General features: G+C 38.4%; 15 protein-coding genes and 2 pseudogenes. 4 read left to right on the forward strand and 13 right to left on the reverse strand.

Going from position 1 to position 21,299, the window contains the following annotated elements; all coding sequences use genetic code 11:
* Nucleotides 1-256: 256 nt before the first annotated feature.
* Nucleotides 257-1,482: pseudogene (locus tag RS893_RS10640) on the forward strand (RNA-guided endonuclease InsQ/TnpB family protein).
* Between the two features lie 111 nt (nucleotides 1,483-1,593).
* Here RS893_RS10640 and RS893_RS10645 read toward each other — a convergent pair.
* The 10 genes from RS893_RS10645 to RS893_RS10690 all read right to left on the reverse strand — a co-directional run bounded on the left by RS893_RS10645 (nucleotide 1,594) and on the right by RS893_RS10690 (nucleotide 10,396).
* Nucleotides 1,594-2,829 carry a DUF445 domain-containing protein gene (locus tag RS893_RS10645; protein ID WP_315791936.1) on the reverse strand — a complete coding sequence of 412 codons (1,236 nt, stop codon included), beginning with the start codon at nucleotides 2,827-2,829 and terminating at the stop codon, nucleotides 1,594-1,596.
* A 266-nt stretch (nucleotides 2,830-3,095) separates the two neighbouring features.
* Nucleotides 3,096-3,788, reverse strand: a complete 693-nt coding sequence (ubiE, locus tag RS893_RS10650) for a bifunctional demethylmenaquinone methyltransferase/2-methoxy-6-polyprenyl-1,4-benzoquinol methylase UbiE (protein WP_315791137.1) — start codon at nucleotides 3,786-3,788, stop codon at nucleotides 3,096-3,098.
* Between the two features lie 323 nt (nucleotides 3,789-4,111).
* Nucleotides 4,112-4,813, reverse strand: coding sequence for an HpsJ-like protein, cyanoexosortase A-associated (gene hpsJ-A / locus RS893_RS10655; protein ID WP_315791138.1), 702 nt, complete (start codon nucleotides 4,811-4,813; stop codon nucleotides 4,112-4,114).
* Between the two features lie 45 nt (nucleotides 4,814-4,858).
* Nucleotides 4,859-5,461 (reverse strand): cyanoexosortase A system-associated protein, encoded by a 603-nt coding sequence (locus RS893_RS10660; protein ID WP_315791139.1) that lies wholly within the window; start codon nucleotides 5,459-5,461, stop codon nucleotides 4,859-4,861.
* Between the two features lie 61 nt (nucleotides 5,462-5,522).
* The gene (crtA, locus tag RS893_RS10665; RefSeq protein ID WP_315791140.1) at nucleotides 5,523-6,383 is read right to left on the reverse strand and encodes a cyanoexosortase A; all 861 of its coding nucleotides are present in this window, start codon (nucleotides 6,381-6,383) and stop codon (nucleotides 5,523-5,525) included.
* Nucleotides 6,384-6,492: 109 nt separating this feature from the next.
* On the reverse strand, nucleotides 6,493-7,212 hold the full coding sequence (locus RS893_RS10670; RefSeq protein ID WP_315791141.1) for a PEP-CTERM sorting domain-containing protein: 720 nt from the start codon (nucleotides 7,210-7,212) through the stop codon (nucleotides 6,493-6,495).
* Nucleotides 7,213-8,015: 803 nt separating this feature from the next.
* A complete protein-coding gene (locus RS893_RS10675; RefSeq protein WP_315791142.1) occupies nucleotides 8,016-8,543 on the reverse strand; it encodes a hypothetical protein in 528 nt (175 codons plus the stop codon).
* Between the two features lie 77 nt (nucleotides 8,544-8,620).
* Entirely contained in the window at nucleotides 8,621-9,058 is a 438-nt protein-coding gene (locus RS893_RS10680; protein ID WP_315791143.1) for a hypothetical protein, read from the reverse strand.
* Nucleotides 9,059-9,455: 397 nt separating this feature from the next.
* A complete protein-coding gene (locus RS893_RS10685; protein WP_315791144.1) occupies nucleotides 9,456-9,638 on the reverse strand; it encodes a CsbD family protein in 183 nt (60 codons plus the stop codon).
* 284 nt (nucleotides 9,639-9,922) lie between these two features.
* A complete protein-coding gene (locus RS893_RS10690) occupies nucleotides 9,923-10,396 on the reverse strand; it encodes a hypothetical protein (protein ID WP_315791145.1) in 474 nt (157 codons plus the stop codon).
* A 377-nt stretch (nucleotides 10,397-10,773) separates the two neighbouring features.
* On the opposite strand from RS893_RS10690, the gene uvrB reads away from it, so the two are divergent.
* Complete coding sequence (gene uvrB, locus RS893_RS10695) at nucleotides 10,774-12,771, forward strand: excinuclease ABC subunit UvrB (RefSeq protein ID WP_315791146.1); 1,998 nt, start codon at nucleotides 10,774-10,776, stop codon at nucleotides 12,769-12,771.
* A gap of 300 nt (nucleotides 12,772-13,071) precedes the next feature.
* On the opposite strand, the pseudogene RS893_RS10700 reads toward uvrB, so the two are convergent.
* The 3 genes and pseudogenes from RS893_RS10700 to RS893_RS10710 all read right to left on the reverse strand — a co-directional run bounded on the left by RS893_RS10700 (nucleotide 13,072) and on the right by RS893_RS10710 (nucleotide 17,453).
* A pseudogene (locus RS893_RS10700) lies at nucleotides 13,072-13,298 on the reverse strand (hypothetical protein).
* A gap of 169 nt (nucleotides 13,299-13,467) precedes the next feature.
* Nucleotides 13,468-15,303: a S8 family serine peptidase gene (locus RS893_RS10705; protein WP_315791147.1), complete on the reverse strand. Its 1,836-nt coding sequence runs from the start codon at nucleotides 15,301-15,303 to the stop codon at nucleotides 13,468-13,470.
* A 392-nt stretch (nucleotides 15,304-15,695) separates the two neighbouring features.
* Complete coding sequence (locus RS893_RS10710; protein WP_315791148.1) at nucleotides 15,696-17,453, reverse strand: C2 family cysteine protease; 1,758 nt, start codon at nucleotides 17,451-17,453, stop codon at nucleotides 15,696-15,698.
* 677 nt (nucleotides 17,454-18,130) lie between these two features.
* On the opposite strand from RS893_RS10710, the gene serA reads away from it, so the two are divergent.
* Both serA and prmA read left to right on the forward strand, forming a co-directional pair.
* Nucleotides 18,131-19,711 carry a phosphoglycerate dehydrogenase gene (gene serA, locus RS893_RS10715; RefSeq protein ID WP_315791149.1) on the forward strand — a complete coding sequence of 527 codons (1,581 nt, stop codon included), beginning with the start codon at nucleotides 18,131-18,133 and terminating at the stop codon, nucleotides 19,709-19,711.
* A gap of 131 nt (nucleotides 19,712-19,842) precedes the next feature.
* Complete coding sequence (prmA, locus tag RS893_RS10720; protein ID WP_315791150.1) at nucleotides 19,843-20,763, forward strand: 50S ribosomal protein L11 methyltransferase; 921 nt, start codon at nucleotides 19,843-19,845, stop codon at nucleotides 20,761-20,763.
* Nucleotides 20,764-21,299: the final 536 nt, after the last annotated feature.

Below are 21,299 nucleotides of genomic sequence, written 5' to 3' on the forward strand. Positions count from 1 at the left end.
TTGACCCACAACCAATTCAATCCGAAGGATTGACAGAGCAGGGGGTCGATAAGGAATCACCATTTTCTACGTTTGGTAGTCGGTCAATCCAATCTTCTATCACCTGGGTCACAGTCTTATCTTTGTTTGTGGCGTGCTGCCTGAGCTTATTTAATCTGCGTGTTGACATTCTGACACTTAATCTAGAATCTTTCATAACGGGTAAACAATGTGTACCCTTTTATGATAAAGTATATCTGGTGTTGAGAATTAAGAAATGAGGACTGCATACCAGTACAAACTACGTCCAACAAAAGTGCAAGCCGCAGAGATAGATAGATGGTTGTCTATGTTGTGCGCTCAGTATAACTATTTGTTGGCAGATAGATTTAATTGGTATGAACAAAACGTAATCCTGTTAATTCTTGCCCACTAGTTTGTCACCTGCCTGAATTAAGAGATAATCCCGACTACTACTCACAAAAGAAAACATTGCCTGAGCTTAAGAAAACTCATCCCCATTACGGTGATATTTATTCACAAGTTTTACAAGATGTAGTTAAACGAGTTAAGGTAACTTTTGACCGTTTTCTTAAGGGTGATAGCAACGGTAAGAAAAGCGGCAAACCAAGGTTTAAATCTAGAAGTAGATACAAAACCTTCACTTATCCTCAGATGAAAGAGGACTGCTTGCAGGATAACTTGATTAATCTCCCAAAACTGGGGTTAATAAAAGTTGTTTTGCATCGTCAACTACCTACTGGTTTCAAAATTAAAACCGCTTCTGTTACCAAAAAAGCAGATGGATACTACATCACTTTAAGTCTAGAAGATCCTACAGTTCCTACTGTTAAACCTGACATTAATCCCGAGTCGATTACTGGCATTGACTTGGGATTGAAAGAGTTTTTGACAACCTCTGAAGGTGAAACTGTTGCCATTCCAAAACACTATAGGAAAGCACAAAAACGATTAAGAGTTATTCAAAAACGAGTATCTAGACGCAAAAAGGGCAGTAAAGGGAGACAAAAAGCAGTTAAGCAACTAGGTAAGCAACATAAAAAAGTTGCTGATAAGCGTCGGGATTTTCACTTCAAAACTGCTAATCATTTAATCAAAAAGTATGATGTCATAGTCCATGAAGATTTAAATATCAAAGGACTTTCAAAATCCAGGCGAGCATTGTCAGTTCATGATGCTGGGTGGTCAAGCTTTTTATCAACTCTTGCAAATAAAGCCGAAAATGCTGGTTTGCTTGTGATAGCTGTTAACCCAAAAAATACATCTCAAGATTGTTCTAACTGTAGGGCTAAAGTTCCTAAAAAGCTGCATGAAAGATGCCATAATTGCCCTCATTGTTCATGCAGCCTGGACAGAGATCATAACGCCGCAATCAATATAAAAAATAGGGCGGATGGGCATACCCTTCTTAAAGCCAAGAGTCTCCTACGCGATAGCCGGATTGTCTTGGAAGCCTACACTTACTGCGAAGCAGAAGTGTAGGAGATGTCACTTCACAAACAGTTGGCGGGAAGTTCCCTAAGCGTGACTGGGATAGGAGTTCTAATAACCCGCCAACTTTGGTAATTGGTAATAGGTAATTGAGCTTTTTAATTATGCTTGACTTACATATATAAATACTGTTTGAAATAAACCCACAATAAAACCTAAAATTCCACCTAAGGTCACTATTGCCTGTAATTCATTTTTGACAATTCCCTCAATAGCAGCTTCTAAATCAGCAGGTGAAGTTGACTTAACACGGTCAATAATTACCTGATCAAGTGATAAAATTGGAATTGCTTGAGCAACTATAGCTTCCAAATCTCTTTCCAAATATCGCTCTAAGATTAATGCTAATTCTAGACTTACAACTTCTAAAGAACTATTAACAACAGCAGAATTACTGAGGCGATTAACTAATAATACAGCAATATTTTCCCAATTAATCGAGTCGCTAAATCCTTGTAAAAATTCACTGCCACGTGTTTGCAAGTATTGACGTACGCTGTCGCGGGTAGTTTTTCTTAGTTGTCGGACTGTACCTACAGGCAAGTTTTGTAACATTATATCTTGCAGTAATTTTTTGATGCGATCGCGTACTTGTAGTTCTTGAATCAACTCCTGCAAACGTTGATTTGTCGCTTCTTTTTCATCTAAACAGTAGGTCCGCAAGCGGGTTAAGCTATTACGTAAACCAAATAAATTTGCTACTACCCAATAAGTACCACTGGTTTTTTCTCGAAAGCTTTCATCTATAGTTTGAATTGTGCGATCGGTCAAAAAATTAATGATCGCTTGTCGGATGACATCAGGTGGTAAGACAACTTCTATTAACCAATCAGCAAGACGAGAGGCTTGTTCTTCGCTTAATTGAAATTCTAGTAAAACTTGATCAAAAATTTGATTGATCTGTGCTTCTAAAAAATCTTCCCGTCGTGCCAAAACCTTCAACAGACGAGGTAGTGATTCACCCAATAAATCCCGCAAAATATTTGCCACAATTTTGGCAGTTTTTTGCTCACGATCTGCTTTTACCTGATCAATTGCCATTTGCAGCAACCAGAAAATCGCTGATTGTACACGTTCTGTTTGTAAGAGTCGCCGCGCCAGATTCTGTAGTTCTTCTGGTGTCAGGAGCGACCCCATAATCGTATCAGAGATATTTTTGGCAAGGCGTTCCTGGTTACGGGGAATCAGTCCAGGTGTAAAAGGAATTCTTCGTCCACCGATGTAAATTGCTCGGTAAGGACGAAATAACATTTTGATGGCTATATCGTTAGTGAAATAGCCAATTACCCCACCCAAGATCGGGGGAGACACGTACAGCCAAAGATGAGACCAATCCACAGGATTTTGTATTTTGGATTTTGGATTTTGCGAAAAGTTTGAGCTAGGGTTTCCGGCGTACTCTACCTTGATGCCGAGAAAGCGGGCGTCTACGCATAGCGTCCCGGAGGGAACCTCAAAGCTTTTCAAGACGGATTTTGGATTTGGAGATTGAGAGTACTTAGTAATTAATAATCACTAGTTACTTACATTTTCTAATCACCACTAATAATTATCTCCTAACTACTAATTCAGTCACTTCCAATCTAAAATCTAATATCTAATATCTAAAATTTGGTGACTACCAGTACTCCCATCATATCGTTCGCGATGGGGTAGTGTGTGGCAGTTATAAAGCCAACTGCAAGAGCTGTTTCTACCTGTTTGTCTCCAGAGGGAAAGCGGTCTAAACTGGGACTGATATAAGCATATTCTTCCTTTAAACCCATCTGCTCAGCAATTGGTACCACAAGATGATCCAGATACCATTGCTGAAAGGTACGAGCAGTAGAATTTGTGGGACGATGAAAATCCAGAATTGCAGCTTTGGCACCTTTTTTGAGAACACGGTGTAATTCTTTCAGGCTAAGCTGAATATCTGTGACATTTCGTAAACCATAGCCCATCGTGGCGGCGTCAAATTTGTTGTCTTCAAAGGGTAAATTGAGTACGTCTGCTTCTATCCAAGTGATGGGGGGATTTTGATACTGACTTTGAGAACGTTCTTTGGCAATTTCTAACTGTGCAGGCGAAAAATCTACTCCGTACACCTGTCCACTTTTACCCACACGCCGTGCTAATCGAAAGGCTAAATCACCACTACCACAACACAAATCCAAACAAGTATCTCCGGCTTTGGCTGCACTCCATTTTACTGTCATTTCTTTCCATATCCGATGTTGTCCCAAGCTTAACCAATCGTTGAGTTGGTCATAAATGGGAGCAATACGGTTAAAGATATTGCGAATTTCGTCAGACATTGGTCAAGGGTTAATAGTTAATGGTTAAGGGTCAAGGTTCAATAGTTAAGGGTAGTGGTTATTTGTTGATCAAAGCAACTGAACAACGTCTACTACCGTGTTATACACAAGTTGAATTTACCTCCCTTAATCCCCCGAATATCGGGGGGAAACAACAGATATAGTTCCCTCCCCTTTACAAGGGGAGGGTTAGGGTGGGGTAAAAAGCGGATTCATAAGCTATTTCAGATTTGTGTGTACACCGTAACCTAGTGGTTGGTTGTGCGATAAATTTTGTAGACTTTACCTGCCCCTACTGAATCAATAACTACTAACCTTGTTAATTAAAATCTTGCCCAATCTGTTCCTTTCCAAAAACCAAAAAATATAAATGCAGATACTAAAGCACCAAGAATCCATTTCGTAGAGGTTTTGACTAAGCTGAGACCACGCAAAGATTGGGTCGCTTCTGCTTGATCCTTGATTTGTGCTTTTGCTCTAGAAACTTGAGACAAAAGTTGCTCCTTTAATTCTTCTGGTTTTTTGCCATACAGGGAACCACCCCGGCTTTTTAAAAGATCATCTAATTGTTCAGGAGTTGCTTGGCTAAGTTGCTTGTGTAACTGTTCAGCACGAGAAATTTGCTGTGTAGATATATTATTGATTTGGGCGATATTTTCTTTATTAAGCCGAATGGTATTAACAATTCCTAAAGGTATCATTAATATAAACAACGCTGTAAACAATATAGTCAGCCAAGACAATAATTTTAAAACGGGAAATTCCCATCTATTACGCGAATGCAATTCACCATAAAAAATTAGTGCCAAGCCAATTAAAGGCACAGGTACACGTTCAACGATTGCCCCTATCGTTTGTAATTCCCAAGCAGGGTTAAAAAAGTTTGATGGCAGAAAAATTGCTACCCAATCAAACACAGATAATATCAATAGACCATAGCCTAGCGATCGCACAATAGTTAATGAACTTTCCTGTGTTAAGACAAATTGATGAGAAGCAGATGTTTCTATTTTTGATTTAGTCATAATTTATTGTAAAAAATCACAACAACAATTCCAACACACAAAACTTTAAGGCTTCTGCAAGCGAGAATGCCAGTATTGATACCAGGAAAACCAGGCAGCTTCTAAGACTTGATAAGTAGCTTCTGGGGAAGAATTTTTTAATGGAACCGACAAATGTGACCAAAGACAGCGCTTGTCTTTTATTACCTGTTTTTGAGCAAATAACCAAGACAACAAAAGTTCCCAGTATTGGTATTTTTGCTGCTGATTTTCGTTAAATTGGGTATTAGTAAAAGTGCTATAACCTTGCGGATTGATACAAGCACTGAGATAGGCTTTTTGTTGTTCAAATCCTAATCCGTAATAGCCTATACCTTCTCTTTGTCGGATGATAACAGATGATGAAATCTGAGTATATTTTTTAATCAGTTGATTAACATCTCCTATTTTTACATAACGCATTTCAATATTTAAAGGTAAATCTTTACGGGTATATTTATAATTCCTTTGGGCTAATAATTCAGAATTATTTTGTATCTGCTGAGATAAATCTTTGCTAGATTTCAGTTGCCACTGGGGTAAAGGTACAACTTCTGGAAAAACAAAATCATCTACTGTGCTTTTATCTCGTTTGGGCAGCAGAGCAACTTGTCCCAATACAAATAACACGTTATTAAAGCATAATATTAACAATAAGATACGTATTTTTTTCCAATTTATCATAGCTTAATTATGACAACCGAGAATCTTGATTTTTAGATTCATTGTGTCCAATTAAAAACCAACAAAATAAACCAAAAATTAGCACAGAAATTATTGAAAATAAAAGAGAGCCATTTCCACTATGCCAGTAATCAAAAGCGTTCATATTATCTTTTGCTACAATGACAGTCATCAGTGCCACTCGTCCAGCATTCATCATAAATCCCACTGCGGCAGCGACAATTGGAGCCAATATTTTATACTGCCAACCTTGAGGAAACATTAGCAGAAAAAGTATTGCTAAACCCAACATTTGGGAAATTAATTCTATACCAGAACAACCACGAAGTACTTCTACACTGCCATTTGGTAAATAAATATTGATTCCGGAAAGATTGACATCGAAACCGATATACCAAAGTATAAAAGCTGATGATTTAGCAGTCAGTAATGTAATCTGATAAATAGCCGATTCTGGTAATAGCTTGGGTATACTGAGAAAAAGCAGCGTGATTAACTCCCCAATGTATTGCTTTAGTCCTTGAAAACCAGAAGCTATCAAAGCAAGACCTAAGCAAAAAATAAAGGGTGAGGCATACAAAAAACCTCCAAAGCTGTTCATAGATGCACTTCTCGTCAGTGCTATCCAGATGAAAGCTAAACCCAAAAAACTAGAGAAAATGCCACTTTCGAGACTTAGATGATCTCGTTTTTCCCAAACGATAAAAGATACAGCTGCCCAAGACAAAAAACTAGTACCTAATAGGTTAGTATTTTCTGCTTTCCAAACCAGGGTGAGATGAATTGCAATTAAACCTGAACCTATTGTTAATAGCCAGAACTGTGGATGAGTCAGTCGTATGACTGTAGCCAGTTTATTAGTTTTCATTATCTAATTTAGTGGCAGCTTTCCGAGCAATTTTGTCAAATTTGGATTTTCGTTAGCAAATATCAGGCAATATTTTAAATTGAACTAAACAACTTCAAAAATTGACTTATTATTTTACATCTTTTTGTTGCTTGTATTTTCGATATAAGGTCAACATCATTGCGCCTGCTGTTAACGAACCAAATATGGTTGCGGGTTCAGGAACAGGTTTAGCTTTTTTCTTGAAAGTAAAATTATCCATTGCAAAATGGGTACCTTTGCCGTTGTAGCCAGCGTTCTTACCACCAGAAGATGTAAACTTTAAATAATCTATTCCGAAAAAATCAAATGTAAATAGTGTAGGAGCTTGGGTATTTAAAACAATAGTCTGTGAATATTTCTTTTGCCCTGATTCCCCTCCTATAAAACCTTCTACTAACACAGTCAAATTATCATTCCAAGCTGCTGTTAAATAAGTACTATCAAAATCGAAAATATTATCAACAGTACTTATCGCAACAGTTTTTTCAAAGCTATTGTAGGCTACGTTTTCTGGTGATACTGTCCCATTAACATAGCCAGAAGGAGTAAAAGAGGTTGTATTGAGGTAATAAAAGTTTTTCCAATTCAATCCAGCATAGCCGTTAGCAATTGGATTTTCAGATCCAGGTAAATCGTCAAAGGTAATAGTAACAGCTTGAGCCTGTTTTGTATAAACGATCGCAGCTGCAATACCAACAGATACAGCTATTGTTGTGGTCTTCAGCAACTTCTTTGTTGCCTGAAATTTGCTCAGTGCTATACCTGAATTAGCTTTGCCTCGCTTTTTTGCGAATTGAAACCCTATCATTAAACTCACTCCCACAACATGACAAAAACTGATGGTAGACTTTCCCTGGAGTGAGATTCGTAATTACCCTTTAACTGCTGTAACTTAAAAATTACAGCGACAGTGGTTAACTCCCCTGTCGCGTCCTATACAAAAGGACTCAATATTAATATATATTGTAAACCTTGTAGATTGCCTTAGCTTGCTAACTTTTCCAAGAGTTATTAGTAATAAGCGCTACTAATCATATAGTATAAACAAAACCTAACTACAAAGCTTTACAAAAACTTTACAATTCAAACTTGTTAATTTTTGTGGGATATAAGATTTGATAAGGTTCTCACAAATATAACTTACTAGACAGCCAGATAAATTTTTGGTAAAGCGAAAATAATTGCAGATAGTGGATATGCGATCGCAAGTAATTGGGAGATGATTCCAATTTCAGTAGAAGTGTAGCTGAAGACAAAATTTCTACAGCCTGTTTTTCTTTTGTAAAAATTTTATGAAGTTAAATGTCAGCTGTTGATTTTTATTCTCTAAATCAGTAATTGTAAAAACTGTAAATTGTAATAACTGTAATTACAGCGTTGCTTAAAGATAAAATTACGTAGAAAGTAGATTTTTTAAACTTTTATCGTGATTTCTACCTGGCTTTAACTGTTATCTATTGATTAACAATTATTGCAGGTTTTTGAAGTGCAATAATTTTGATCTACCAGTAAGTATTCACTCATTAACATTCCTCTTCGACTTAAGCAAGTAAAAACGAGGGTGGTAATACACACCCTCGTTTCATGTCTATAATTATTGAAATTCACTATTTACTTATTACGACCACCCAACCACTTAGCAGCAGCAAGTCCAACAATAGCTCCCACAATCGGATTACTGAGGAACTTGATGATAGCTGGCTGTTCTGCCAATACTTCCCGGAAAATGTCGGGATGATTGTGATATGTAAAAGAAGCGAGCCTGCTAACATCATCCGCACTCATGCGATTGGGGTTATGAGTAGAAAGACCTAGTTGTTGCTCCAGGTGACGCTCATCCAATCCTCTTTGCTTGAGGTGTTTGAAAAAGGCGCGTGCGACATCGTCTCTTTCGTTAGGTCTAATATTAGCGATCGCCTTTTGTAATTCTGGCTCCATTTGGCTAGGAGGAATACTGCTTGCATTAAAAGAGCGTTCAAACATTTGGCGACGCTGCGACGGCGTTGTACGCTGAGCGAAATCATCAAAGCTGTGATACTCTTGCGATAAATCACCGCTAGGAGCATCATCAAGAGATTCAACATCACCCCTGGCCAAATCTCTCATAATTTGGCGTTTATACTCTTCACTGCTACTCACTGTCTCAATCTCCTTTTCTTATCTTTGTTGGTAGTTGATGGTTGATTGTTATTTGTTAGGACACCAAACAACAATCCCTAGCTGTACTGAACCTGATTGCTTTGGACGTCATATCGAGCTGTTAAAATCAGCTGCTTATCGGGTGCGTATACCAAAACCGTTAAATCTTGATTAGGGAAATTTTTCCGAAAACCTTCAATTAGAGATCTTGTCAAGGTTCGTACTTCGTTAGGACGAACTTGTGGAGAAATAACGACGCCTAACTTGTTGTTATCACGAACATAAGCATCTGTAACTAATCCCCGAGATGTTTGCACAACCCAGTTACCAAAAGTTTGTCCAGCTGCGGTGTTTCCCCGCTCTAATTGTGCGTAAGCTACATCTCGACCCACTACTGGTGGATTTGTGGTACGGTCAACTTGGGCAACGTTACCACCACAAGCAGTGGTAATAGTTAAAACTAAAATTAAAACAACAGCCGTGACAAGTTTACGACTCTGCTGTAGCAGACCCATTTTTGTTTCCTCCTCAATAAATACTGTTAGATAACTAACAATATGTTTTATTTATGTTTATTAACAGCTTGTAATCCATACATTTAGCTCTGAATAATAAGTCCGCTTCAGCGGACTTACTATCTCAATCGACATCTTTTTAGAATTTGAGCCAGTTTAGCTAATCGCTCATTTATAAAAGAGAATGCACCCTGTTTATTTGCTTTTAGCGCTGTGAACTTGGGATGATTCAACTTAGTCTTGCATCTGTGTCTGAGTAAGCCTTGAACTAAACTTCAAGACTCTTAGTCAAAGTCTATTATAACCGAGTGAAATTTATATTCATTAGACTTTGGCTTACTTGAACTTTTAGCTAAGAAATTTATTTCTTGACAGACTCAAAAGCTAATCCAAAATCTTAATCAAGATTTTTCTTGATATTATCTTTGACATCTTCTACAGAGTGACGTACTTCACTTTCTGCTTGCTTGGCTTTTCCTTCTGCTTTGTCTTCTGGATCGCCAGTAACATTTCCCCATGCTTCTTGAGCTTTACCTTCTACATTTTTAGCTGTAGCTTTGGTTCTATCTTCTAAACTCATTTTTTTCTCCTGGTTTTATATAATCATCTGTTTCAAAGCTGTTGCAAAGCTGATAATTAACTTTGATTTGTTTAGCTTTGATGTTTATAAATTAGCTAATGATTTTTACCTTAGCCTTCTTTCCATAGGTATATTAGCTACTATACTCAAAGAGAGATAAGAAATTATTAGATTAGATACCAACAAATTACTATCAACAATCAACCAAGGACTCAAAATATTTCATAAAAAACCCGCCTTTTCTAGAAAGGCGGGTTAGCAATTATATAGATAATTAGTTTTCACTAATCAAGATAACCCATCAAAAATTCGGAATCATCAATAACATTTGATGCTACAGGACGATTACCCATCACAGAGTAGGTTTCAGAAATTACCAAAGAACTGGAGGCGATTGGGCGAATCCCTGATAAGTTAATACTATCAACTACATGGATTGTGTTTGCGACAATAGGACGCACACCCATAACGTTCATTGTTTCTACAACTTGTAAGCTACTAGTGCTAATAGGACGTATACCAGCAATTGAGATTGTCTCTGCTACTTGCAAATCACTAGCAGCAATTGGACGTACTCCAGAAATAGCAAGTGTATCTGTTACTTCTAATTTACCGGATGAATCTGCCTGAGTTACGAGATTACTATCTTGATTGTTTGAGCTTTGTGCTTTGTTATTCTCGACTTCCACTGTATTTTCCCCCTTTAATTTGGCACGCTGGCGAGGACTTAGTGCCTTACCATTGCTGCTAACGGCCATATGCTAATACCTCTAAATTGTTAAGTATTTTTTACAAAAATTCAACAGAAGTGAAATTTTTCCTATAGATTAAAGTTTAACTTTAAAAAATATTGTATATCTATAGGGTTGTTTAAAATCTACACATAAGTAAAGATCAATAAGTCATTAATGTAATTTATTATTAAGAATAATTGCTATATAAATACAACTGTGGTAAGTAAAGGGTGTGTTCGCTATCAGTGTATATTCGCTATTATGAGATAGGTATTGAGTGCAGTATGGCGAAAATACTATCAAATTGAAAAAGGTAACAACGCTTGATTAATAAGCTTTTGTTCCTTCTGCCTTCTGCCTTCTGCCTTCTACCTTCTTTAGGGTATTTAGAGCAAAACTACATGACAAAATTTTGTCTTCAAGCACCCTTCAGTCCAACAGGCGATCAGCCACAAGCGATCGCACAGTTAGTTAGTAGTATCCAAACTGACAATCGTTATCAGACATTACTGGGAGCTACTGGAACCGGGAAGACATTTACAATCGCATCAGTGATAGAAAAAGTCGGTAAACCGACTCTGGTACTGGCGCACAACAAAACCCTTGCAGCCCAGCTTTGTAATGAGTTACGAGAATTCTTTCCTAACAACGCTGTTGAGTACTTTGTCAGTTACTACGATTATTATCAACCAGAAGCTTACATTCCTGTAACCGATACCTATATTGAAAAAACAGCTTCTATCAACGATGAGATAGATATGTTGCGACACTCAGCCACGCGATCGCTCTTTGAGAGGCGTGATGTCATCGTTGTCGCATCCATCAGTTGTATCTATGGTTTGGGAATTCCCTCAGAATACCTCAAAGCTGCGATTCCCTTCCAAGTGGGAATGGAAGTAAATCAAAGGCAGATTTTGCGAGATTTGGCATCAGTACAATACAGCCGAAATGATACAGAAATAGGTCGGGGACGTTTTCGGGTTCGGGGTGATGTCCTGGAAATTGGCCCAGCCTACGAAGATCGGATTATTCGCATCGAGTTCTTTGGTGATGAAATTGACGCGATTCGTTACGTCGATCCAGTCACGGGTGAAATACTCCAGAGTTTGCAAGCAGTGAACCTCTATCCCGCACGTCACTTTGTCACCCCAGAAGAAAGGTTAGAGGAAGCTTGTGATGCGATCGCCCAAGAATTAAAAGAGCGCAAAGCACAGTTAGAATCAGCAGGGAAATTACTCGAAGCGCAAAGAATCGATCAGCGTACCCGCTATGACTTAGAAATGTTGCGCGAAGTCGGTTACTGCAACGGTGTGGAAAACTATTCTCGCCACCTAGCAGGAAGACAAGCCGGAGAACCACCAGAATGTTTAATAGATTATTTCCCGAAAGATTGGTTGTTAGTGATTGATGAGTCTCACGTTACCGTACCCCAAATTCGGGGTATGTATAACGGTGATCAAGCTAGAAAAAAAGTATTGATTGAGCATGGTTTTCGCTTACCAAGTGCGGCTGATAACCGACCTTTAAAAGCAGAAGAATTTTGGTCAAAAGTTAACCAGTGTATTTTTGTTTCTGCAACTCCAGGAGAATGGGAATTAGAAGTTTCCGATGGACATATAGCAGAACAAATCATTCGACCAACTGGCGTTCTTGATCCAGAAATTATTGTCCGTCCCACTGAAGGACAAATTGATGATTTATTGGGTGAAATTAAAGATCGAGTAGACCGCCACGAACGAGTGTTAATCACCACATTAACTAAAAGAATGGCGGAAGATTTAACAGATTATCTACAAGAAAATAGTATTCGGGTGAGGTATTTACATTCTGAAATTAACTCGATTGAAAGAATAGAAATTATCCAAAACTTGCGTGATGCTAACTTTGATGTCTTGGTTGGTGTGAACTTATTACGGGAAGGTTTAGATTTGCCAGAAGTTTCTTTGGTAGCAATTTTAGATGCAGACAAAGAAGGTTTTTTACGTGCCGAACGTTCCCTAATTCAAACTATCGGAAGAGCAGCGCGTCACGTCCGGGGACAAGCAATTATGTATGCAGATAATCTCACCGATAGCATGATTAAAGCCATTGAAGAAACCGAACGCCGTCGGGGTATTCAAATGGCATATAACAAGATGCACGGAATTACACCACAGCCGATTGTGAAAAAATCGAGTAACGCGATTTTGTCTTTTTTAGAAGTATCAAGAAGGTTAAATGCTCAAGAAATAGAAACAGTTGATCAACATATAGATGAATTACCGTTAGAAAACATTCCAGAATTGATTACTCAACTAGAAGCACAGATGAAAGAAGCAGCGAAGAAACTAGAGTTTGAAGAAGCGGCGAAGTTACGGGATAAGATTAAGCATCTGCGGGATAAATTGGTGGGACGTTAAATGATAAATTTTGAACACTGCATTTTTGTAGAATGTCGTTTATTGACTATTCCCTACATCTGATAAATCCCCGCTTTGCTACTAATCGCCTTGGAATTTCATTCCAAGGTTTATAGCTAAAGTCTACTTCAGTAGGCTGATGCCAATTCTGTATAAAGATGTGCTGACGTCGTGTAATAAATAAAAATGAACCACATAGACGCGCAAGCGGCTTCCCGTAGGGTAGGACACAAAGGACACGAAGAATAAGAGTTTGAGAGAGTTTTTGCGTAAGTCCTAAACTTTTAACTTCAAACACGGTCATGACTCAGCAATTATCCTGGCATTAAGCAAAGTAAAATTCTATCAAGCTCCAATATACCTGCTAATTCAGCTTCTTCTTCGGAGTTAAGCATTCCAGCTTTTTTCTTCTCTGCAACTTCTTCTAGTCGAAATTGTAACTCTGAAGTAAATTTGAATAGGTGTAAATTTCTGAGTTTGCTAATTTGCATTCCAGACTCTACCCAGGATGAGGGTTGAACCATCATTTAAGCAATCATAGCTGTGTTTTAGTAGTTTGGGGAATGGTCGTATAGTAGCAGCGATAAATCATCTGTGTTTATCTGTGTTCGCTTGCTGATCAAACCCATTTCCCTAACGCCGAAACCAAGAACAGACCCAACGCTACAACAGACTCAACCATGCCCAAAACCCGCATTAGCTTAAAACTTTACGTTTTTCAATTATGCTTTCTGTTTCAAAATAATTATCGTTACTTGTGCTAGTGGTACTATCACCAATTACACTGTTCTTGTACTCATGCCAAAATTGCGACCATGCAGATGAATTTGGCAAGATATGATTTTGATTCTCTGGTGCAGAACTGGGATTACTAACAGAAGTAACAGTATCTCTATTTGTATAGCTGCGAATCCAAGGTGAAGTAACATTGGTATCGAAACTAGAAATAGCAGTCACATTAGTGTCATAACTTAAGCTGGTAGTATTTGCACTATAATTTGCAGCTTGCGTTGTCGTATTTCCTGATGTTTCTGCGAGAATTTGACGTACTTGAGTATCACTCAGGTTAGGGTTGGCGCTAAGCATCAAAGCAACTACACCCGCGACATGGGGAGTCGCCATTGATGTGCCACTATAGGATGCATATTCGTTACCTGGAAGTGTAGAATAGATATTGACTCCGGGAGCTGTAACGTAAGTAAGTTGATCTGCTCCCGCACGGTTGGAAAAGTCTGCAAGATTTTTATTTTTATCTACCGCACCAACAGCAAGTCCATAGTTTTTCGCATAACGGGCAGGATAAGCTGGTTGTGAACTACCATCGTTACCAGCTGCCATGACCACAATAACACCTTTATTGCTGGCATATTCAATCGCTTTTTGAAGTGTATCGTTAGAACGCCCGCCGCCTAAACTCAAGTTAATCACATCAGCGCCATTATCTACTGCGTAGTAAATACCATTAGCGATCGCACTATAAGAACCTGAGCCTTCATCGTCTAAAACTTTCACTGGCATAATCTTAGAATCATAGGCAATACCAGTGACACCATAGCCATTATTCACTCCAGCAATAGTACCAGAGACGTGAGTACCATGACCATTAACATCTAAGGTACTATTATTGTTGCCATCAAAATTCCAACCGTAGTAATCATCAATATAGCCGTTACCATCATCATCTTTGCCGTTACCAGCAATTTCCTTCCTATTCGTCCAGATATTAGAACTTAAGTCTTGGTGATTGTAGTCTACTCCGGTATCTAAAACAGCCACAACCACACCTTTACCTGTGTATCCCTTCGCCCAAGTTTCTGGTGCTTTTACCAAATCAGCCCCCCAGTTATTTCCACCCAAGTCAGGAACATCTGCAAAAGGTTTTTCACCGATAGCTTTGGCCACTGCTGCGGAAGCGTTAATTAAGCCATAACCAGAGTTGGGGTTATATCCTCCACTTGCTGTATTAGTAATGGTAATTTCCCGCGCCAAAATATTATTGGTATTACTAATTTCTATGACATTATCAAAAGCATCGGCTCTGTACAATATGTAGTAGTTTCCAGCAGCAAGATTGCTATCGATAGTCACATTTTGAGATTGAGAGGTAGAACTACCAGCCCCAAGACTACCAAGCCAGTTCCAACCTAAAAGAGAGTCATCACTACTAATATTTTTATCTTTAGAAAGATAGAAATCTGTATAGTTAAATCCAGCACTATTTTTACCTTTATTTTTCACCTGATAAGAAATTTGAATATTACTGCCTGCGGCTGCCACACTAGGAGCAAATGCATTTTGTATTACTAAGTCTGCTTTGGTAGCTTGAGATGATACAGATTTTTTTGATTTGCGATCTTTTCGTCGCAGTTCAATAACATCTGGTTCTAGAATATTTCCTTTTGTATGAAAGCTACTACGACTACTGTAAAAGTAGTATTCATTTGGCGAACTAAAATTATCTACTGAGTAATTAGGAGTAATATTTAGCCCTTTATTATCAAACAAGTTCTGATTATGACTTTTAATGGGCATAAGTATTTTCTCCTTTGGTAAAATTTTAAAGCATTGAATTATCTCCCTCTTTGCCAATAATTACTATATAAATATGATGTAAAATGCTAATTAGTTTACAAATAATTTTGTTTTAATGAATTAATTCAAGAGATGCAAACAAAAACTTAAAAAATGTATATTGAATGACTCAAACTTTGTAGCGATCACTTGAGTTTTTATTCATCTAAAATTTAGAAAATATAGATATAATAGTCCAAGTCTTTTTGAAGAAACGAACACAGTTGCACACAGATGCACATGGATAATCTCATCGGTGTTTATCGGTGTTTATCGGTGTTCGATTGATGAAATATAATGTTGTTCAATGCTGTGATTTACATCTAGTATAAATTATTTTTTAAACCACAAAATCACACAATATTATTTGTTGTCGCATCCCAATAACTAAAATCTGTCTCAATTTGATTCCAGGAAAGCTCGATAATACCTGGTTTGGAAGTATCATTATCGATACCCCAAGGATTAAACAGTGTAAACATCTGAGTAGCAGAATTGTAACCTACTAGTGCGTAAGCATGACTAGCAATAATATTTGCATCTACTACTGTTGATTTTGTACTCAAACCAATCATTTGTCCAGAATTGAAAGCATTTACTATTGAGTTAAAATTGAGAAGATTGGCGAGAGAAGTGTTTAATCCCGTGATATTTGTTAGGGCATCACTAACATAACCACCATTACCGATGCCATTATAAGAATTGGTATTATCTTGATAAATCCATCCAGATTCATTTAGTTGAGCGTAAGCTTTCTCAGCTAAAGCTACCCATAATTCATTGCCAGAGTTTCCGTAGTAATTGTCTTTGCTAGCGTAAACAAAATATCCTGCTTGATTGGTGGGTAAATACCTATCTACCGTCACATAATCAGCAATTCCATAGTTGTAAAAACGCACGGTAAAAGTATTATCACCGTTATCAATAAACATATTCTCAATCATAGTGGATAAACGAAAAGCAGTTGCTGCTAAACCTGTGAGGAAAAAGCAGTCATTAATACTACCTTGTTTAATATCTTGATAAGTAATACCATTTTGAAACAGAGAACCATTAGCGTATTGATAATTATAGGAAGTTGTGGGGCGATCGCTACCTAAAAACCATTTGCTAATTAAGTTCTCGATTTGAATATCACTGCTACCTGCATACAAGTTACCTAGCGCCCTACCTTGATAATTTTGATTGGCTAGGTCATCATTAACGACTTTATTAGATAAAACACGTACATACTCTGGTATTCCTAAAAAAGAGGAATTATTAACTAATGTACGCAAGTCTGTTAACTCAGTACCATCAACCACACTACTGTCTTTTGCTTCCCTGAGGATAGCAATCATATCGTTGCGATCAAGGATATTATCTGTAAAATGCCATCTTGCAGCCTCACGTATACCTGCATCTTGAATATTAAGATCAAACCAGTCTTGAGTAGAAACAGGTACAACACTAAAACTGGTTTGTATGCTGTCCGTACTAGCACCAGATTTATCATAAGCTTTTGCTGATAATAAATAGTTGCCAGCACCCAGACCAGATAAACTGTATTCAAAACTGGCATAGCGGTTATCGTTACTGTTGGCAATGAAGTTCACCGCATCGGCGATATCTTGCCATTGAACACCGTCTTTTTGCAACCAAAAATCTACTCGTGCTAAGTCAGCTGCACTATTACCATCAAAGACACTAGTGTTTGCAAGGCTAACTGTTTCACCTTGTTGGTAGCTACTTTTACTGGTACTAAACTGTAAAGATTGTGGTGCTTCGTTGCCAGAAACTTTTAAATTGTAGTAAGTACTCTTTTTCTTATTGGCTCGGTAAACTCTGATATAGTAAGTACCAGCATCTAAAGTTGTGCTGATTGTCTCTGCCTTCTTTTTACGATTGTCAGAACCCGCGATTACAGCACCACTACTATTTAGCAATTGTAAATTAGCATCGGCTGACAGACCATCAACAACTAGATTCAAGCTACTACGACTACTCACATTGAAGCTGTAGTAATCGTTTTTATCACGCTTTCCTACCCAATCTGTAAAGGTTTGGTTGATATAATTAACATTTAAATTCCTAGAATTATTTAAATTGTTACCTGCGAAATCTGCTGGCATAACTCTTCTTTATGTAGTTTAAATTTACTAAAAATTGGCAGCAGCAAATTTCAAAACCCTTTATATAAAGGGTTTTGAACTAGAAAATAAATATATATTTGACAGCTACACTTCTATGCTGCTGCTGGTTTATATAAAATAGGTATGTAAAAATTACGTATTTTTTAAAACTTTAATATTTCAATACTTAAGTAATAGTATTGCTTTCTATCTAGTAAAAAATTAGACTATGTCATTCCTCAAAACTAATCCTTTTAAGGTGTAAAGTATTTTTCTTGGTGTCTTAGTGTCTTAGTGGTGAAAAATCAACTTTTGAACCACCAAGGCTCTAAAACACAAAGATGAAAAGACCAAAATTCGGGATCAGGAAGATCACGCCTCTACTTTTGGAATATTTAATAAACATATAGGTGTTTGCACTATTGATGCTTTATATTTAGCGAGAGAGTCTTATATCAAGTTCGGCTAATTACTTACAGTATTATGCTTCCACAGGTGGTAATTGAGGAAAAGGTAAGTTTACTCTGAACTCCTAACCAGCTAAGTAGAGAAGCTGAACAAGAGGTATAGCAGTCCAGCTAAATCATGTTGTTTATATTCCTTGCTCAACTGGTACACATAAACATTAAACTTAATATTCCAGCGATCGCATTACCTCTAGCTTAAAACCAACCATCATGTCTAAGGTTCTCGTCTCTGATCCAATTGACCAAGCTGGGATTGACATTTTATCCCAAGTTGCTACTGTTGATGTCAAAACAGGCTTAAAACCAGAAGAATTAGTCAAAATCATTGGTGAATATGATGCACTGATGATTCGTTCTGGAACCCGTGTTACTAAAGAAATCATCGAAGCTGGGACACAACTCAAAATTATCGGACGCGCTGGTGTAGGTGTAGATAACGTCGATGTTGCCGCCGCCACACGTCAGGGGATTGTAGTTGTTAACTCTCCAGAAGGAAACACCATCGCTGCTGCTGAACACGCATTGGCAATGATGTTGTCTTTGTCTCGTCACATTCCTGATGCCAACGCTTCTGTAAAACGCGGTGAATGGGATCGTAAAACCTTTGTTGGTGCTGAAGTCTACAAAAAAACTATCGGTATTGTCGGTTTGGGTAAAATTGGTTCCCATGTTGCTGCTGTTGCCAAAGCAATGGGAATGAAATTGCTGGCTTATGATCCGTTTATTTCTACAGAACGAGCTGAACAGCTTGGTTGTCAACTAGTGGATATGGATTTATTGGTACAGCAAGCAGACTACATTACCCTACACATCCCCAAAACTCCAGAAACCACCCATTTAATCAATGCCAATATGTTGGCAAAAATGAAACCTACCACCAGAATTATCAACTGCGCTCGTGGTGGCATCATTGATGAAGAAGCTCTCGCAACTGCCATTAAAGAAAGTAAAATTGCTGGCGCTGCCCTTGATGTCTTCGAGTCTGAACCATTAGGAGAATCTAGTTTACGGTCTTTGGGTAAAGAAGTCATCCTCACTCCCCACTTAGGTGCTTCCACAACAGAGGCGCAAGTGAACGTAGCTATTGATGTTGCTGAACAAATTCGCGATGTACTTTTAGGTTTACCAGCGCGATCAGCAGTAAATATTCCGGGATTGGGACCGGATGTCTTAGAAGAACTCAAACCCTACATGCAGTTAGCCGAAACCTTGGGTAATCTCGTCGGACAATTAGCAGGCGGTAGAGTAGAATTGCTCAATGTCAGATTGCAAGGTGAACTAGCAACCAATAAAAGTCAGCCGTTAGTAGTCGCATCCCTCAAAGGACTACTTTTCCAAGCACTGCGAGAACGGGTAAATTACGTTAATGCCAGCATCGAAGCCAAAGAACGGGGAATCCGTGTGATTGAAACCCGGGATGCAGCGATTAAAGACTATGCTGGTTCCATACATTTGGAGGCTACTGGTTCTTTGGGTACTCATGCTGTCACAGGCGCTTTGTTAGGCGATGGAGAAATCCGCCTCACAAACCTTGACGGTTTCCCAATTAACGTTCCCCCCAGCCATCACATGCTGTTCACCGTACACCGGGATATGCCAGGAATCATTGGTAAACTTGGTTCCCTATTGGGCAGCTTTAATGTCAATATTGCTAGTATGCAGGTAGGTCGGAAAATTGTTCGTGGTGATGCGGTGATGGTTCTCAGTCTTGATGATCCCTTACCTGATGGCATTTTAGGCGAGATCACCAAAGTACCTGGAATTCGGGATGCGTATACAGTAACACTTTAATAAGGGAATAGGGATCGGGGATCAGGGTTCGGGTAAGAGGGACAAGGGGGATAAGGAGGATAAGGAGAACATCTCTACCCCTCACACTCCTCACCCCCATCTCCCCATCCCCCCATCTCCCTAATAGATCTATGGCTAACACTTGGTGGGAATTACAAATTCTTTGTGAACCAGAACTAGAAGATAGTGTCTTTTGGCGGCTGGGAAATTTTGGCTGTCGTGGTACAGCAAGTGAAAAAAAAGGAAATCAAAGTCTGGTAAGGGCTTATTTACCGAGATTTCAAGCACAGCTTTTGGATTTAGCCGCGCTATCGCTGTGGTTACGCCAAGACGCGTTGTGTATGGAAATTGCTGCACCTACTATAAGTTGGCAGTTCATTGACGAACAAGATTGGGCAAGTAGCTGGAAACAATACTGGCTACCACAGGAAATAGGCGATCGCTTTTTGATTAATCCCGCTTGGTATCCAACGCCAGAAAATAGTGATCGCTTAATTATCCGCCTTGATCCTGGTATGGCTTTTGGTACAGGAAACCATGCTACAACTCAATTGTGTTTGGAATCCTTGGAAATGAGATTTTCTGAAGATCCTGCTGCTTTTGTTACAGAAAAAGAACAAGCAAAAGATACGGTAATTGCAGATATTGGTTGTGGTTCTGGTATCCTTTCCATCGGAGCTATACTACTGGGAGCAAAGCAAGTCTATGCGGTAGATACTGATCCCCTGGCAGTGCAATCAACCCAAGAAAATCTCTTACTCAACGGCATCGATGCCGAACGCTTGCTTGTGGCACAAGGTAGTGTAGATGTTGCAGCAAAACTGATCACTGCACCAGTTGATGGTATCGTATGCAACATCCTAGCTGATGTCATTATTGAACTGGTTCCCCAAATGAGTGTGATCGCCAAACCCAGCACTTGGTGTATCTTCAGTGGTATCTTAGTCGAGCAATCGAAAGCCGTTGCTGATACTTTAGAAAAAAATGGTTGGGTGGTTGCTACTCTGTGGAAACGCAAAGAATGGTGTTGTTTGAACGTGCGGCGTTCTTAAACTGCAAATAGGAGTAGCGATCGCTCCTAATTAGAGGCTTGACATTTCAAGGTACAAAAACTCACCAAGATTGGGTGGCGTGGAAGCCTGTTTTTTAAAAAAGAATGGAGGAATCGCCACATCACCCGGTAATGAGTAATAGGTAAAGAGTTTAAGATGGAGATTTAGACGCAACCCAAACTTGCAAATTATAGAAGATGGGTTTTAGACTTCGATGCGGGAACACAGAACAGTTCCATGTTCTGTGTTCCCTTCTTCGATAATATTTAATTTATTGACAGCTATTGCTTTGATTCTGGCATTACTTTAGAAGTTTGCAGTGCTAATTGTCTGAAATTAGGGAAGGAATAAAAAATTATTTCTAAAGATCGAGAAAAATTTCATTTCCTTTTCATAATTGTATGCAATTTTGGAAGCATGAAGCTAGCAGCACTCATTTGACAACTAAATAAAAAACTGAGTTGACAAGAACTCTTATATTTTTTTAAATTGAAAATCTAATTAACAAGAATCAATAAATTATTTTTCGAAATCAT

The sequence above is a fragment of the Fischerella sp. JS2 genome (assembly GCF_032393985.1).
Classification (GTDB): domain Bacteria; phylum Cyanobacteriota; class Cyanobacteriia; order Cyanobacteriales; family Nostocaceae; genus Fischerella.

Coding starts and splice junctions, on each gene's coding strand:
- RS893_RS10670 (WP_315791141.1), bottom strand. CDS start 7,212: ATGATAGGGTTTCAATTCGCAAAAAAGCGAGGCAAAGCTAATTCAGGT.
- prmA (WP_315791150.1), top strand. CDS start 19,843: ATGGCTAACACTTGGTGGGAATTACAAATTCTTTGTGAACCAGAACTA.
- RS893_RS10690 (WP_315791145.1), bottom strand. CDS start 10,396: ATGGCCGTTAGCAGCAATGGTAAGGCACTAAGTCCTCGCCAGCGTGCC.
- serA (WP_315791149.1), top strand. CDS start 18,131: ATGTCTAAGGTTCTCGTCTCTGATCCAATTGACCAAGCTGGGATTGAC.
- ubiE (WP_315791137.1), bottom strand. CDS start 3,788: ATGTCTGACGAAATTCGCAATATCTTTAACCGTATTGCTCCCATTTAT.
- RS893_RS10680 (WP_315791143.1), bottom strand. CDS start 9,058: ATGGGTCTGCTACAGCAGAGTCGTAAACTTGTCACGGCTGTTGTTTTA.
- RS893_RS10705 (WP_315791147.1), bottom strand. CDS start 15,303: ATGCCCATTAAAAGTCATAATCAGAACTTGTTTGATAATAAAGGGCTA.
- RS893_RS10710 (WP_315791148.1), bottom strand. CDS start 17,453: ATGCCAGCAGATTTCGCAGGTAACAATTTAAATAATTCTAGGAATTTA.
- RS893_RS10685 (WP_315791144.1), bottom strand. CDS start 9,638: ATGAGTTTAGAAGATAGAACCAAAGCTACAGCTAAAAATGTAGAAGGT.
- uvrB (WP_315791146.1), top strand. CDS start 10,774: ATGACAAAATTTTGTCTTCAAGCACCCTTCAGTCCAACAGGCGATCAG.
- hpsJ-A (WP_315791138.1), bottom strand. CDS start 4,813: ATGACTAAATCAAAAATAGAAACATCTGCTTCTCATCAATTTGTCTTA.
- crtA (WP_315791140.1), bottom strand. CDS start 6,383: ATGAAAACTAATAAACTGGCTACAGTCATACGACTGACTCATCCACAG.